The organism is Novosphingobium sp. B1 (genome assembly GCF_900176395.1).
In the GTDB taxonomy this organism is placed as follows: Bacteria; Pseudomonadota; Alphaproteobacteria; order Sphingomonadales; family Sphingomonadaceae; genus Novosphingobium.
This window is the reverse complement of record NZ_FWXL01000007.1, coordinates 50,748-66,046: the sequence shown is the minus strand read 5'-3', so window position 1 is coordinate 66,046 and position 15,299 is coordinate 50,748. Positions and strand designations below refer to the sequence as shown.

15 protein-coding genes are annotated in these 15,299 nt (G+C 64.3%); 12 read left to right on the top strand and 3 right to left on the bottom strand.

The features are described from left to right. The first annotated feature begins 9 nt into the window (after positions 1–9). Positions 10–378 (top strand): HesB/IscA family protein, encoded by a 369-nt coding sequence (locus B9A23_RS13690; protein WP_084279649.1) that lies wholly within the window; start codon positions 10–12, stop codon positions 376–378. Here B9A23_RS13690 and B9A23_RS13685 read toward each other — a convergent pair. From B9A23_RS13685 to thrS, 3 genes are all read right to left on the bottom strand, one after another. Continuing rightward, positions 375–1,316, bottom strand: coding sequence for a hypothetical protein (locus B9A23_RS13685; protein ID WP_084279648.1), 942 nt, complete (start codon positions 1,314–1,316; stop codon positions 375–377). The genes B9A23_RS13690 and B9A23_RS13685 overlap by 4 nt on opposite strands. 72 nt (positions 1,317–1,388) lie before the next feature. Then, positions 1,389–2,135, bottom strand: a complete 747-nt coding sequence (locus B9A23_RS13680) for a sulfite exporter TauE/SafE family protein (RefSeq protein WP_176218004.1) — start codon at positions 2,133–2,135, stop codon at positions 1,389–1,391. After that, positions 2,132–4,126, bottom strand: coding sequence for a threonine--tRNA ligase (gene thrS / locus B9A23_RS13675; RefSeq protein WP_084279646.1), 1,995 nt, complete (start codon positions 4,124–4,126; stop codon positions 2,132–2,134). Before thrS ends, B9A23_RS13680 begins: the two co-directional genes overlap by 4 nt. Positions 4,127–4,475: 349 nt before the next feature. Here thrS and B9A23_RS22835 point away from each other — a divergent pair, with 349 nt between their 5' ends. The 11 genes from B9A23_RS22835 (at position 4,476) to B9A23_RS13630 (ending at position 15,212) form a co-directional block, all read left to right on the top strand. Then, positions 4,476–4,646: a hypothetical protein gene (locus B9A23_RS22835; RefSeq protein ID WP_176217995.1), complete on the top strand. Its 171-nt coding sequence runs from the start codon at positions 4,476–4,478 to the stop codon at positions 4,644–4,646. A gap of 3 nt (positions 4,647–4,649) precedes the next feature. Beyond that, on the top strand, positions 4,650–5,066 hold the full coding sequence (locus B9A23_RS13670) for a hypothetical protein (protein WP_084279645.1): 417 nt from the start codon (positions 4,650–4,652) through the stop codon (positions 5,064–5,066). Beyond that, entirely contained in the window at positions 5,063–5,257 is a 195-nt protein-coding gene (locus tag B9A23_RS13665) for a helix-turn-helix transcriptional regulator (RefSeq protein ID WP_084279644.1), read from the top strand. The genes B9A23_RS13670 and B9A23_RS13665 overlap by 4 nt, the downstream gene beginning before the upstream one ends. A 2-nt stretch (positions 5,258–5,259) precedes the next feature. Beyond that, entirely contained in the window at positions 5,260–5,421 is a 162-nt protein-coding gene (locus B9A23_RS22830) for a hypothetical protein (protein WP_176217994.1), read from the top strand. A 37-nt stretch (positions 5,422–5,458) separates the two neighbouring features. Then, complete coding sequence (locus B9A23_RS13660) at positions 5,459–6,253, top strand: alpha/beta fold hydrolase (protein ID WP_084279643.1); 795 nt, start codon at positions 5,459–5,461, stop codon at positions 6,251–6,253. A gap of 22 nt (positions 6,254–6,275) precedes the next feature. Next, positions 6,276–7,202 carry a tetratricopeptide repeat protein gene (locus tag B9A23_RS13655; RefSeq protein ID WP_139797476.1) on the top strand — a complete coding sequence of 309 codons (927 nt, stop codon included), beginning with the start codon at positions 6,276–6,278 and terminating at the stop codon, positions 7,200–7,202. Further along, positions 7,199–8,191 (top strand): LLM class flavin-dependent oxidoreductase, encoded by a 993-nt coding sequence (locus B9A23_RS13650; RefSeq protein ID WP_084279641.1) that lies wholly within the window; start codon positions 7,199–7,201, stop codon positions 8,189–8,191. The genes B9A23_RS13655 and B9A23_RS13650 overlap by 4 nt, the downstream gene beginning before the upstream one ends. Positions 8,192–8,388: 197 nt before the next feature. Further along, positions 8,389–13,086: an NAD-glutamate dehydrogenase gene (locus B9A23_RS13645; protein ID WP_084279640.1), complete on the top strand. Its 4,698-nt coding sequence runs from the start codon at positions 8,389–8,391 to the stop codon at positions 13,084–13,086. Positions 13,087–13,157: 71 nt separating this feature from the next. Continuing rightward, entirely contained in the window at positions 13,158–13,931 is a 774-nt protein-coding gene (gene modA / locus B9A23_RS13640; RefSeq protein WP_084279797.1) for a molybdate ABC transporter substrate-binding protein, read from the top strand. Beyond that, positions 13,928–14,614: a molybdate ABC transporter permease subunit gene (gene modB / locus B9A23_RS13635; protein ID WP_084279639.1), complete on the top strand. Its 687-nt coding sequence runs from the start codon at positions 13,928–13,930 to the stop codon at positions 14,612–14,614. Before modA ends, modB begins: the two co-directional genes overlap by 4 nt. Then, a complete protein-coding gene (locus tag B9A23_RS13630; RefSeq protein WP_084279638.1) occupies positions 14,604–15,212 on the top strand; it encodes an ATP-binding cassette domain-containing protein in 609 nt (202 codons plus the stop codon). The genes modB and B9A23_RS13630 overlap by 11 nt, the downstream gene beginning before the upstream one ends. The last annotated feature ends 87 nt before the right edge of the window (positions 15,213–15,299 follow it).

The following is a 15,299-nucleotide window of genomic DNA, read 5'->3' as shown; positions in this document are numbered from 1 at the left end:
GGTGTCACCATGACGACCGAAACGCAGACCAAGCCCCGCCGTCCCCGCCCCGCCGCGGTGATCCTCACCCCCTCGGCAGAGGCGCGCGTGGCACACCTCATGGCCACGGCCCCCGAGGGCGCGATTGGCGTGAAGCTGTCGACGCCGCGTCGTGGCTGTTCCGGCCTTGCCTATTCGGTCGACTACGTGACTGAAGCCAACCCGCTCGACGAAAGGATCGAAACGCCGGGCGGCCTGTTTTTCATCGATAGCGCCTCTGTGCTCTACCTGATTGGCAGCACGATGGACTGGCAGGAAGACGATTTTACCGCCGGCTTCGTGTTCCAGAACCCGAACGCCAAGGGTTCGTGCGGCTGCGGCGAAAGCTTTACGGTCTAACCGTCCGCCAGAAACTGCAGCAGCGCCGACTCGAGCGGATCGATCAGTCCGTCGGCGTCGATGCGAGCCTGCAGCCACAGGTTTTCGGCCTCGGTTACCGCGTGATCGCTGGCAACTTCGCTGGCGATGTCGCGCACCGGCTTCTTGCGGCCAAACCCGACTTCGCGGAGGCCTTGTGCAAAGCCAGAGGCATTGACCTTGGCCATGCGCCAGAAGAACCGGCCGATGTGGGTTGAACGATCATCCATGAAGGCTTCGAGTTCGCTCGCACGCGACCGGCTGATTCCGCGAGCGCCGTTCCAGCCCTGCAGGTAGTTGCCGATGCCCTGGACGAAAAGCCGCTCCCATTCAGGGGCATTAGGCGCACCAAGCGTTGCGTCCTTGAGGCGAAACAGCATTTCCGCCTCGTGGCTGCTGACGCCGGCAGGGCGGTTACCGCCAGAGGAAAAGATCACGCGACGGATCATCGTGCATTCGGCAGCCGTGATGCAGCCTGGATCGAACGCGCCGCCATCGCGCGTCGGCCCTTTCCCGGTCAGCACTTCATGTTCAAGCTGTTCGAGGACGAACAGGCGCAGCGCTCCGGGGGCGGAAATCGCCTTTTCGAGCACGCGGACCATCAGTTCCATTTCGGTCAGCGAGTTGACCTTGCCATCGTGCGAGATGCGTTCGATCAGCCAGTGGGCGGTATCGTCCGAAACGTGCCCACGCGGTTCGGTACCATTCACCACGAATTCGACCAGGGCTTCGACGAAGAAGTCCGACCACTCGGGCGTCGGTGCCTTGATCTGGTCGTTGAGGATGAAGATGGCCTCGGCTTCGTCGGAGTCGATCTTCGCATCGGGCCATGCGGCACGGCGCAGTTCAAGAATTTCCTGGGCGGATATCGCGCTGTCTTCGGCAACCTGCGCGGCCAGAGCGCGGAAATGCAGCGTCATGCAAGTTCTTTCCCTCAAGCGTCCAATCGCCGCCTGACATATGTAATATCGCTTAATTTGGCGTTATCAGACTCAAGGGCCGATAAGCCTGACCATGGCCATCAGCGCGGACATGGCGAGCAGGAAACCGACAAATCCGCGCCACGCCTTGTCGCTGACCTTGCCGAACGCCAGTGAGCCGAGGTGATTGCCGAGCAGTACTGGCCCGAACAGCAGCAGTGCGAAAAGGGCGTCGCGCCACGAAGCCAGACGGAGCGCGAGGGCGGCGACGGTGCTCGCGATCGAGGTCAGCAGAAAGACGGTCAGCATCGAGGCACGCGCCACTTCGCGCGGGATCGGGCGGCGCAGATAATAGGGAACGACAGGCGGCCCCGGCATTCCGGCAAAACCGGTCAGCAGGCCGGAGGCGATCCCGGTCAGGCCTGTTTCGACAGGCCCGGGAGCAGCGCCTTCACGCGCGGGTAGCAGCACCAGCAGGAATGCGGCCAGCGCGACGGCAGCGATCAGAACGCGGGCGAGCCCGGGCGGGGTAGCGAACAGGACGAGCAGCCCGACCGGTGTCAGCAGCATGGCAGTGCCGCCGATGATTCCCGCGCTTTTCTCGCCGGCGTTCCACACCTTGCGCGCGCCGACGAGGCCGATCAGCAGTCCGAGCATGTTCGAAACCACCACGGCCTCGCCCGGGGGGATCACCAGCCCGATCAGCGGCACCAGCAGGATTGCCATGCCGAACCCTGCCAGCCCTCGCACGAAGGCGGCCACAAATGCGGCAAGGGCGCAAAGAGAGACCGAAAGGAGCGGGAGATCGAGCGAGGTCAGCTCCGCAGATCCGGCGGCGTAGCCTCGCCCTTGAGCAGGGCAATTGCCTCGTCCAGCGACATCACCTTCTGGTGCTGTTCGCCCAGCGTGCGGATCGCCACGGTGCCTTCCTCGGCCTCGCGCTTGCCGACCACCAGCAGGTAGGGGACCTTCTGCAGCGAGTGCTCACGCACCTTGTAGTTGATCTTCTCGTTCCTGAGGTCGGTATCGGCACGGATGCCGGCAGCCTTGAGCTTTGCGAGCGCGTCCCTGGCATAATCGTCAGCATCCGAAACGATCGTCGCAACCACGGCCTGCACCGGTGCCAGCCACGCCGGCAGGCGTCCGGCGAAGTGCTCGATCAGGATGCCGATGAAACGCTCGTAGCTACCGAAGATTGCGCGGTGCAGCATGACCGGACGGTGCTTCTCGCCATCCTCGCCGATGTAGGTGGCATCGAGGCGCTCCGGCAGGACGCGATCCGACTGGATCGTGCCGACCTGCCAGGTGCGGCCGATCGCGTCGGTCAGGTGCCATTCCAGCTTGGGGGCATAGAACGCGCCTTCGCCGGGCAGTTCTTCCCAGCCGTATTCCTCGGTGGCGAGGCCTGCGCGCACCACGGCGGCGCGCAGTTCGGCCTCGGCCTTGTCCCACATCTCCTCGGTGCCGAAACGCTTTTCCGGGCGCAGGGCGAGCTTGATCGAGTAGGTAAAGCCGAAGTGCTTGTAGATGCGGTCGGCCAGTTCGCAGAACGCCTGCACTTCCGAAACGATCTGGTCCTCGCGGCAGAAGATGTGCGCGTCGTCCTGCGTGAACTGGCGCACTCGCATCAGCCCGTGCAGCGCGCCGTGCGGCTCGTTGCGGTGGCAGCAGCCGTTCTCGTACAGGCGCAAGGGCAGTTCGCGGTAGGACTTGATGCCCTGCCGGAAGATCAGCACGTGCGCCGGGCAGTTCATCGGCTTCAGTGCCATCCAGTCGGCATCATCCGAGACGATCGGACCCTCATCCTCGGTGTTCGGCACCTCGTCGGGGATCACGAACATGTTCTCGCGGTACTTGCCCCAGTGGCCGGACTGCTCCCACTGGCGCGCGTCCATGACCTGGGGGGTCTTGACCTCGCGATAGCCTGCGCCGTCGATGGCGCGACGCATGTAGGCTTCCAGCTCGCGCCAGATCAGGTAGCCCTTGGGGTGCCAGAACACCGACCCGTGGGCTTCGGCCTGGAGATGGAACAGGTCCATCTCGTTGCCCAGCTTGCGATGGTCACGCTTGGCCGCTTCTTCCAGCCGCGTCAGGTGTGCATCGAGCTGCTTCTTGTTGAGCCAGCCGGTGCCATAGACGCGGCTGAGCATCGCGTTCTTCTGGTCACCGCGCCAGTAGGCACCCGAAACGCGCGTCAGCTTGAACGCCGCCGGATCGAGCTTGCCGGTCGAGGGCAGGTGGGGGCCGCGGCACATGTCGAGCCAGTCCTCGCCTGACCAGTAGACCGTCAGCTCTTCGCCCTCGGGCAGCTCGGCAGCCCATTCGGCCTTGAAGTTCTCGCCCTGCTGCTTCCAGCGGCTGATCAATTGCTCGCGGCTCCATACCTCGCGGCGCAGCGGCTTGTTGGCGGCGATGATCTTGCGCATCTCCGCTTCGATCGCCGGGAGGTCCTCGTCGGTGAACGGGCGGTCCTTCGGGGCAAAGTCGTAATAGAAGCCGTCGTCCGTGCTCGGCCCGAAGGTGATCTGCGTGCCGGGGAACAGCGCCTGTACCGCTTCTGCCAGAATATGCGCATAGTCGTGCCGCGCGAGGTCGAGCGCTTCAGCCTCGTCCTTCGCGGTTACCAGCGCCAGTTGCGCGTCTGCCGTGAAGGGGCGCGACAGGTCCACCAGCTCGCCATCGACTTTCGCCGCCAGCGCAGCCTTGGCAAGGCCCGGACCGATCGCGGCGGCAATGTCGGCCGGAGTGCTGCCGGTCGTAACCTCACGCACGGAACCGTCGGGCAGGGTGATCTTCAGCAACTCGGACATGCGGGTCTCTCTGCAATCTGTTGGCAGCGCTTTGGCACAGGTGCGCCGCCACCGAAAGGGCGCGCATCAGGCAAATCGGATCGGTTCGGGAGGCGATGCGCGGGCCTGCCCGAACCGGGCGGCGGCATCGCGGCAGGACCTAGTCCAGCAGCGACCGCCCCCGGCTCGCGGGGGTAGTGGTTGTAGTGCTGGTCGTCAGGCGTGCCATCGTGCCCGCCTTCTAGCGTGGAAGCCGTACAGAGTCATCATGTGTATCAGGTCAAGCATCATTGGCATGATGACAATGACGCTTGACATGCTGCGTAAAAAGGTCAAGTAACCTTGTCATCAAATCAAGGAGGCTTTACCTATGATTCGCTTTGCACTTCCTGTCGTGACCGCCCTCGTGATGGTGGCAATCGCCATGCTCGATATCTTTGAAGTCCTGCCAAAGGGCTCCACCACCAATGCCGTCCTGTTCGTGCCGCTTGTCGCCGCGCTTTCGGGCACGCGCTGCCTGCGCCGCCAGCGGGAGGCCTGAGCCATGGTCGCCCGGATGACGCCCGAACACCGCCGCTACACCCGCGCCGTCATGCTGCTGATGGGAGGGTATGTCGCCACGCTCGTCGGCGTGAACCTGTTCTTCAAGAACAGCGCCCCTACCGGCCTCGGCGCCTATGCAGCCGCCCTCCTTCCCGCGCTCCCGGTCATCGGCGTGTTCGTGGCAATTGGCCGCCTGCTCACCTCGCTGCGCGACGAATACCAGCGCTACCTGATGACCCGGCAGATACTCATCGCCACCGGCTTCACGCTCAGCGTGGCGACGGCATGGGGCTTTGTCGAAAGCTTCGGCCTGCTCCCTCACGTCCCGGCCTTCTATGCCACGGTCCTGTGGTTCGCCGGGCTTGGCTTCGGTGGTTGCGTCAACGCGCTTCTCGAACGGCGCGGAGGTGGCGAATGAAAAACCGCCTCAAGGTCCTGCGCGCCGAGCGCAACTGGAGCCAGGCCGATCTTGCCGAAAAGCTAGAGGTCAGCCGCCAGTCGGTCAACGCGATCGAGACGGGCAAGTATGACCCTTCGCTCCCCCTCGCCTTCCGCATTGCAGATGTCTTCGAGCTTCCGATAGAAGACATCTTCCAGCGTGGAGATTGAACATGTCCGGAAAGCACCCCCGCCGCATTGGCATGTGGCTGGCGATTGCGGTCGGCATCGCTGCCGCCTCGATGTCCGCCAGCAAGCACCACAAGGCTGACCGCCCAACCGGCACGACCAGCCGCGCCGCCCAGCACGTCATTCTGGTCTTTCCGCTGAACTGAGCTTGCCGGGCCGCGCCTTGCGGGCCATGTCTGGGGCATGACTGATATCGCGCGCTTTACCCTGCCATCGGGCCAGCAGATGGCCTACCGCCACCTGCCTCCCGCCGCCTCGATCGCCGCTCCAATCCCCGTTCCTACCCCCGGTCCTACCCCCGGTGCTACCATCGTGTTCCTCCCCGGCTACATGTCCGACATGGCTGGCGGCAAGGCGCAGGCCGTGCTCGAGTGGGCGCGCGAGCAGGGTCACGGCTGCCTGCTTCTCGATTACACCGGCTGCGGGATGAGCGATGGCGACTTTGCCGATGGGCGCCTTTCCAAGTGGCGCGACGAGGCCGTTGCGCTGATCGATCACCTTGGCATCGACAAGGTTGCGCTGGTAGGTTCGAGCATGGGGGGATGGCTCATGCTGCTTATTGCCGAAGCATTGGGGAATCGTGCCGTTGCACTGCTCGGCATAGCCCCGGCCCCGGACTTTACCGACTGGGGCCTTTCGCAATCGCAGCGGATCGAACTGGCGGCTGGTCGCACGATCCATGAGGACAATCCCTATGGCCCCGAACCCACGCCGACCTATGCCGGGTTCTTTTCGGATGCCGAAAAGCACAAGCGGTTGCGCGGCGAGATCCCGTTCGACGGGCCGGTGCGGTTGATCCACGGCCAAGCCGATCCAGACGTCCCCTGGGAGGTCTCGATCAGCCTTGCCCGTGCCCTGCGTTCAGCCGATGTGCAGGTCCACCTGATCAAGGACGGCGACCACCGGCTTTCCCGCCCGGCCGACATTGCGCTGCTCTTGCGTGAAATCGCCGGGGTCATGGCCGGACAAGACACCTGACGTGCCGAAGGACAAGCCTGCCATGATCGACCTACCCGCACCCCTCTTTGCCGTGGAGCACCGGATCGAACAGCAGGCATCGATGATGCAGATTGGTCCCTCGACAATGCCAATGCGCCCGTTCGACTTGCCGATCCCGCGTCGACGCGATCCCGAAAAGGAACGCGCGGCGGAGCGCCAGGCAGGGCTCGATCGCCCGCAACTGCCCGAACAGGACCGTCTGGCCTTTTGCCTGCAGAAGGCCGCCAGCGATCCTGATGCCGCGATGGTCGAGGTCCAGACCTGGCTCGGGGAGAGCCGCGACACTGGTCAGCAGGTTCGCGCGAACCAGTGTCTCGGCTTGCTGCGCTCGAACGCAGGCGACTTTGCCGGGGCGGCCGAAGCATTCTCGCAGGCTGTTGCCGGCGTGCCCAAGGAACAGGAAGTCGCCGCGGTCCCGCTGATGGGTATGGCCGGAAACGCTGCTCTTGCGGCAGGACAGGCAGAAGCCGCCGTTTCGTGGTTCGACCGCGCCTTGGCGGTGAAGGGCGCGACCGACAATGCTGCGCAGGCCGATCTGCAGATCGACCGTTCGCGCGCATTGGTGGCGCAGAATCGTCTTGCCGAGGCTGCTTCCGCTCTGGACGAGGCCCATCGCCTCGCGCCCGAAGATGCGGAGGGCTGGCTTCTGTCTGCCACCCTCGCACGCCGCCAGGAAGAGCTTGATCGGGCGCAGCGCGACATCGAGATCGCTGCCAAGTATGCGCCGCGCGATCCGCGCATCGGACTGGAGGCGGGCGTGATCGCGGTTCTTTCGGGCCGGGATGATGCGGCGCGCAAGTCGTGGGAGTCGGTCATTGCGGCCGACAAGGGCGGTGAAGCGGGACAGACCGCGCGCGGTTACCTTGAACAACTGGGGCCTGCACCTAAATCGGTTTCACCCGAAACCGCAGGAAAGCCAGCATCATGAAACTCTCCATCCTCGATCTGGTCAGCGTGGTCGAGGGGGGGAATGCCAAGGCGGCACTCGACAACTCCTCCGCTGCAGCGCGCGTTGCAGAGGAATGCGGCTATGAGCGCTACTGGGTCGCCGAACATCACGGCATGGAGGGTCTCGCCGGCGCTGCGACAGCCGTGGCGCTTGCCCACATCGGCCACTCCACGTCGACGATCCGCATCGGGTCGGGCGGGATCATGCTGCCCAACCATAACCCGCTGGTAATTGCCGAGCAGTTCGGCACGCTAGACGCCCTGTTCCCGGGCCGGATCGATCTTGGTCTGGGCCGTGCTCCCGGCGCGGACCAGCGCATCATGCGCGCCCTTCACAAGGATACCAACCGTTCGGCCGAGGACTTCCCTCAGGACGTGGTCGAACTGCAATTGCAGTTCGCTGGCGACCCCCGCGTGCCGCTGCAGGCTTATCCGGCCAAGGGCGCGCGTCCTCAGCTCTGGATTCTCGGTTCGAGCCTGTTCGGCGCGCAACTCGCCGCGATGCTGGGCCTGCCTTATGCCTTTGCCTCGCACTTCGCGCCCGACCATCTCGACGCAGCGCTGAAAATCTATCGTGAGCGCTTCCAGCCGTCTGAAACACTGGACGCACCCTATTGCGCCGCTGCCATCAATGTCGTCGCTGCAGAAAGCGATGAAGAGGGCCAGCTTCTCGCCTCGTCGATGGATCAGGCCTTCGTGGCACTGCGTTCCGGCACACCGGGCAGGCTCAAGCCGCCCGTGCCGGGCTACCGCGACACCCTGCCGCCGCCCGCCCTCGCCATGCTCGAGCACGTGCGGCAAGTCAGCGCCGGTGGTTCGGTGAAGACGGTACGCGACGGACTGGCCGCATTTGCCGAGCGTACGCAAGCTGACGAGATCATCGTCGCAGCCTCGATCTACGATCAGGAGGCGCGGCTGCGCTCGCTCCGTCTGACGGCACAGGCGGCGCGCGAACTCGCACCGGCCTGAAAAGGGCCTGATCTAAATCGCTCGGCACGAAAGTACGGGCAAAGGGTTCACAACGGCGGGTTAAGCCGCTTGCGCCAGTGAACCGGACTTGAGGTCTCGGAACGGCTGGATTACCCTTTGGAACAATGATACGCTTACGTATTCAATAATTACACGAGAGTGAAATATCCTCTCGCAAGGAGAGTCGGGAACACGCCATGGCGTCAACGTCCGCAAGCCGTCCGCAAAACCCTGCCACCCCATCCTCGCAGGAGCCTACCGACCAGATATCATTGGCGCTGGCTGAGCGGTTTGCAGCCGCGCTCCTGCCGGACGAAGCGCTTGATTTCGATACGGCGCGTCTTGCTGATGCGGCACGTTTCGCGGCCGGTGCTGCTGCTGTCCGCAAGGGCAGCGATCCTGCCATCGCCATCGAAAGTGTAAGTGGTTCTGACAGCGGCGGCCGCCACTTGCGCATCGCGGTGATCAACGACGACATGCCCTTCCTTGTCGATTCGATCACCTCTGCCATCACCGCACAAGGCTTGGCCATCGATCGGCTGGTACATCCCGTTGTGGCCGTGCGTCGCGATGGTGAAGGCAACCTCACGGATTTCCCTGCCGGCGATGCCTCGGGCGAGCGCCGCGAGTCGATCGTCTATCTCGAAACGGAGCGCGCCGACGCGCGGCAGCGTCGCAGCCTGATTGCAGCTCTGGAAGAAACGCTAGCAGACGTTCGCGCCGCGGTTACCGACTGGCCCCTGATGCAGGCCGCCATGCGCGAAGATGCTGCAGGCCTTGCAGATCCCGAAGGCGCCGCGCTCCTGCGCTGGCTGGCCGATGGCATGCTTACGCAACTTGGCAGCGTGACGCGCAATCGCGATGGCAGTGAGGACAAGCCGCTCGGCATCTGCCGCGCGAGCCAACGCAATCTCCTTGCCGACAGCTCGTTTGACCGCGCGTTCCGCTGGTTTGAATCGGGCAAGGGCCGCGCACCGCTGATCGTCAAGGCAAACCGCATCGCCAACGTCCACCGACGCGTACCGCTTGACCTGTTCATGGTCCCGCGGATCGAGAACGGCAAGGTCGTCGCGCTCTCGGTTCACGCTGGCGTATGGACCAGCGCTGCGCTTGCGGCGGCGCCCGATCGCATTCCGCGCCTGCGCACACAGCTTGCCGAGCTGATGGACAAGTTCGGCTTCGCTCCCAACGGACATGCCGGCAAGGCGCTTGTTCATGCGCTCACCGCTCTGCCACATGATCTCCTCGTCAGCTTTGACGACGCCGATCTCGAACGCGTGTCGACCGCAATGATGAGCCTGGTCGACCGCCCTCGCCCGCGTCTTGCGCTGGTCGAAGCTCCACTTGCCCGCCACCTGTTTGCCTTCGTCTGGCTTCCGCGCGACGTGCTTTCGACTGAAGTTCGCCTCGCCATCCGCTCGATGCTTGAAGCCGCAGCCGGGGCGCAGGTGATCGACTGGTCGCTGCAGGTGGAAGGCAGCACGCTCGCCATGCTGCGCTTCGTGCTTGATGTGCGCGAACAGGACATCAGGGCCGACGAGGCAGCGCTCGACCAGCAGTTGCAAGGCATGGTCCGGGGATGGGCTGGAGCGGTCGAAACCGAACTCGCCACGACCGAGGAACCCTCGCGAGCAGCCGCGATTGCCGCGCGATATGCCGATGCTTTCCCGATTGCCTACCGTAATGCATCGGGCGCCGCCGAAGCTGCCCGCGATATTCGCGTGCTGCGCACCCTTTCGGGAAGCAACGCCCCGCGTCGTGCCGTCCGTTTGCACCGCAACGCGGGCGAGGCCGCGCTGCGTCTCAAGCTTTACCAGCGCGAAGGGGCGATCGTGCTGTCGGATGCCGTGCCGGTGCTCGAAAACTTCGGCTTCCGTGTGCTTGAAGAAGTGCCCACTCCACTCGACGGCGGCGGCCTTGGCTACATCCACGACTTTCTCGTGGCTCACCCTGAAGACAGCTCTGTCGAAGATCTGTTAGCCCGCGCAGCTTCGATCGAAAGTTCGCTTTCTGCCGTGCTGAACGGCGCGGCCGAAGACGACGCCTTCAACCGGCTGATCGTCGCAACTGGTTTGACTGCCACCGAAGCCAACTGGCTGCGCGCGTTCTATCGCTACTTGCGCCAGGCCGGTTTGACCTTCGGCATCCCCACCGTGGTCGAAGCGCTCAAGAACGCCCCTTTCGTCACGCGCGGGCTGGTTGACGCCTTTGTTGCGCGACACGATCCTGCCTTCGCGGGCAATCGCGAAGGGGCCTTCGTCACAGCCGAAGATCGCATCAAGACTGGCTTGGCCGGCGTTGCCGCGATCAATGACGACCGTCTCCTGCGCAGCTTCCGCGCGCTTGTTGGCGCCATTTTGCGTACCAATGCTTTTGCTCCAGCCGCTGCGGAGGCATTGGCCTTCAAGATCGATTCCGCACTCGTCCCGGGGTTGCCCAAGCCGCTGCCGTGGCGCGAGATCTTCGTCTACAGCCCCCGTGTCGAAGGCATTCACCTGCGCGCCGGCCCGGTAGCTCGCGGCGGGCTGCGCTGGTCCGACCGGCGCGACGACTTCCGCACTGAAGTACTGGGCCTGATGAAGGCGCAGCGCGTCAAGAATGCCGTCATCGTGCCTACAGGCGCCAAGGGCGGATTCTATCCCAAGCACTTGCCCGATCCCGTCAAGGATCGCGAAGGCTGGCTGGCTGAAGGAAAGGCCAGCTATCAGGTCTTCATCCGCACGCTGCTGTCGATCACCGACAACATCGTGGAGGGCAAGGTCGTCCATCCCGCAGATGTCGTGATCCGTGATGGCGAGGACCCCTATTTCGTCGTTGCCGCCGACAAGGGTACGGCCACCTTCTCCGACGTTGCCAATGCCATCGCAGAATCGAAGGACTTCTGGCTCGACGATGCTTTCGCCAGTGGCGGATCGAAGGGCTACGACCACAAGGCGATGGGAATCACTGCCAAGGGTGCCTGGCTCTCGGTGCGCCGCCACTTCATCGAGATGGGCGTGGACGTGCAGACGCAACCCGTCCGTGTGGCAGGATGCGGCGACATGTCGGGCGACGTGTTCGGCAACGGCATGCTCCTGTCGAAGGCGCTCAAGGTCGTCGCGGCGTTTGACCACCGCCATATCTTCCTCGATCCCGATCCCGATCCGGCAAGGAGCTGGGACGAACGCAACCGCATGTTCGCCTTGCCACGCTCCAGCTGGGACGATTACGACAAGAGCCTGATTTCCACCGGCGGCGGCGTCTTCCCGCGCGCGATGAAGTCCATTCCGCTTTCGGCCGAAGTGCAGGCGATGCTGGGCGTCGAGTTGCCGGAGATCGACCCGGATTCGCTGATCTCGCTGATCCTACAAAGCCCGGTCGACTTGCTGTGGTTTGGCGGCATTGGCACTTATGTGAAGGCTTCGACGCAGAACAACGTCGATGTCGGTGACCCATCGAACGATTCGGTGCGCGTCTCGGCTAACGAAGTCCGCGCGAAGGTCATCGGCGAAGGCGCCAACCTTGGCACCACGCAGGCCGCGCGCATCGAGTTCTCCCTCCACGGGGGAAGGATCAACACCGACTTCATCGACAATTCCGCTGGCGTCGATTGTTCGGACAACGAGGTCAATATCAAGATTGCGCTTGCCGCGGCCAAGCGCTCGGGCAAGCTGACCGAGGACGCCCGCGTCGAATTGCTGGCAGCAATGACCGACGAAGTCGCCCACCTGGTGCTCGAGGACAACCGCCTGCAGGCGCTGGCGCTTTCGATCGCCGAACGTGGCGGTGCCGCCGCCATGCCGGCTTGGTCGCGTCTTATCGATGTGCTCGAGGAAGGCGGAGACCTGGATCGCAAAACCGAAGGCCTTGCCGGTGCCGAGGATCTCGCCCGTCGCGCCGCTGCCGGGCAGGGGCTTACCCGCCCCGAACTTGCAGTGCTGCTGTCGAGCAGCAAGCTCGTCCTCCAGCGCGCGCTTGAGGAAAGCAGCGTGGTCGATGATCCTGTGCTCGAAGAGGAACTCGTTGCCGCTTTCCCGCAGCAGATGCGCGAAGCCTTCGAAACGGAGATCGTTCACCACCGCCTGCGTCGCGAGATCATCGCCACGAAGCTTGCCAACCGCATAATCAATCGCATGGGGCCAGTGATCCCGTTCGAACTGTGCGAAGAGGAGGGCGTTTCGCTGGCTCAGGTGGCGGCAGCGTTCGTCGCGGCAGAGCGCCTGCTCGATCTGCGCAAGACCTGGAACTTGCTCGACACCGCAGACATGCCCGAAACCCTGCGGCTCGACCTGTTCGACCGCATTGCGCAAGGACTGCGCGGCCACGTTGCCGATGTCCTGCGCGCCGGTCGGGGCACGCAATCGCCCGATGACCTGATCGAGGACCTGTTCGGCGGCGTTGCGCTGCTTTCACACACGACTGCAGAACTGCTGCGCGGTGCGGCGCAGGCGCAGGCGCGCCGGATGGCCGACGATCTTGCGACAAGCGGAGTCCCCGCCGAGATCGCCGCGCGGCTGGTGCATCTGTACGACATGGACGGCGCAATCGGTCTTGCCCACCTTGCCGGGGAGCTGAATGTCGATGCTGCGGCGCTCACCGGTGCCTTCGCCGATCTTGGCGCGGCCTTGGGCATTGACTGGGCGCAGCAGGCGGCGCGGCGGATGAATCCGTCTGACCCCTGGGAGCGTCTGCTCGTGGCCGGTCTTGCTCGCGATTTCCAGCAGATGCGCCTGGATTTCCTCGCACGCTCCAAGGGTGGTTCACCTGATGCCTTCGTCAGCGAATGGCTCAACGCAAATGCCGTCGCCGTGCGCCAGTTCCGCAGCCTTGTCGCCCGCGCGCAGGCGGCGCCAGCCGTTGCCCCTGCCATGCTCGCGCAGGTTGCCAGCCAGGCAAGGACATTGCTCGGTCGCTGAATCCCGAGACCGCGATTGCCCGAGCGGCATCATGGTATATACAGCCGAACATAGCTTGTTCCGGAACCATGATGCCGCAGACTCTGCTTCGTGCCATTCTCGCTCTGCTGATCGCGCTGGCTGTAGCACCGCCGGCGCTGGCTCAGGACAGGGGGCCGCTGGTGCTCGCTGCCGCAAGCCTGCAGGAAGCGATGACCGACGCTGCGGATGCCTGGGCCAGAAAGGGCCATGCCCGTCCAGTCCTGTCGTTTGCCGCATCCTCGGCATTGGCGCGCCAGGCCGAGGCAGGCGCGCGTGCCGATCTCTTCGCCTCCGCCGATGAAGAGTGGATGAATTACCTTCAGGGCAAGTCGCTGCTAAAATCGGGGAGTCGCGCCCGTCTCACCGAGAACAGCCTTGTCCTCGTCGGCCCCGCGCGAAGCCGGCTGACCATGCAGATCCACCGCAACTTTCCGCTTGCTGCGGTGCTCGGCAATGGCCGCGTTGCCATGGCCGATCCTGCTGCGGTCCCCGCGGGTCGCTATGGCCGCGAGGCGCTAACCCGGCTCGGCGTATGGCATCGCGTCTCCGGCAAGGTTGCCGCTGCCGAGAATGTGCGCGCGGCCCTTGCGCTGGTCGAGCGGGGCGCAGCGCCGCTTGGCATCGTCTATGCAACTGACGCCTTGGCTTCGCGCGGCGTGCGCGTTGTCGGCAGGTTTCCGCCTGCCAGCCATCAACCGATCACTTATCCGGTCGCCCTACTGGCCACCTCGCGCCACCGTGACGCCGAAGCTTTCCGCCGATTCCTGATCTCGCGCGAGGGCCGCGCCATTTTCCTCAAGCGCGGCTTCGGCCAGCATCGATGAGCGCAGATGAGTGGGAGATCATCCGGCTTTCCCTCAAGGTCGGTGCCGTCGCCGTCATGGCATGCCTGCCGATCGCGTTCGCACTGGCATGGGCGCTCGCCCGCGGCCGCTTTCCCGGCAAGCTTTTGCTCGATGCGCTGATTCACCTGCCCTTGGTTCTTCCGCCGGTCGTGACGGGCTGGCTGCTGCTTCTTGCCTTCGGCCCTGCAGGTCCGGCAGGCGCTTGGCTCGAACGCGCGCTCGGCATCACTTTCATGTTCCGCTGGACCGGCGCCGCGCTCGCCGCAGCGGTCATGGCCCTGCCGTTGATGGTCCGCGCCATGCGCCTGTCGATCGAGGCGGTCGACCGGCGTCTTGAAGCCGCTGCGATGACGCTGGGCGCGTCTCGCTGGCGGGTATTCCGCACGATCACGGTCCCTCTTGCGCTTCCCGGCGTGATCGCGGGAACAGTCTTGGGTTTCGCCCGCTCGCTCGGCGAATTTGGCGCGACAATCACCTTCGTCAGCAACATTCCCGGCGAAACGCAGACGCTGCCGCTGGCCATCTACAGCGCTTTGCAGATTCCCGGCGGGGAAAGCGCAGTGGCCCGTCTCGCCATCGTTTCGGTAGTGCTTTCGGTGGCTGCACTGGTCATCTCGGAAATGCTTGCCCGCCGCATGGGGAGGGGCGCCCATGTCCTTTGAGGTGGCCGTCTCGCGCATGATCGGCGATACGCACATCACTTGCAGCTTCACCGCAAAACCCGGACTGACCGCACTCTATGGTCCCTCGGGCGCCGGCAAGACTTCGATCCTCAACATGGTTTCCGGACTGCTCAAGCCGGATAGGGGCCGGATCGTTGTTGGTGGTGAAGTTCTGTTCGACAGTGAAGCCGGGACCGATGTGCCAGTCCAGCTTCGCCGGGCAGGGTACGTGTTTCAGGACGCTCGCCTTTTTCCGCACCTGCGCGTTCGTGCCAACCTCGCATATGGCCTGCGCCAAGGCGGGCTCATGTCATTGGACGATGTTGTCGCGTTCCTCGGCATTGGCCATCTGCTTGACCGCTGGCCACGGTCCCTGTCCGGCGGAGAGGCGCAGCGCGTCGCCATTGGCCGCGCTCTGCTGTCGGACCCTCGTTTCCTGCTCATGGATGAGCCCCTGTCATCGCTCGATCGCGCTCGCCGGGAAGAAGTGATGCGCACGATCGAACGCCTGCGTGACGAATTGTGCCTGCCCGTTCTCTACGTCAGCCACGAACGTTCCGAAGTCGAACGTCTCGCCGGGACGATCATAGAAATCTGACGCTCGCCCGCATCGGTCTTTTTGAAGACGTTCTGTTGACGCTCGGGCGATTTTGGCCAAACGCCCGTGCAACGATCGGGAGGATTC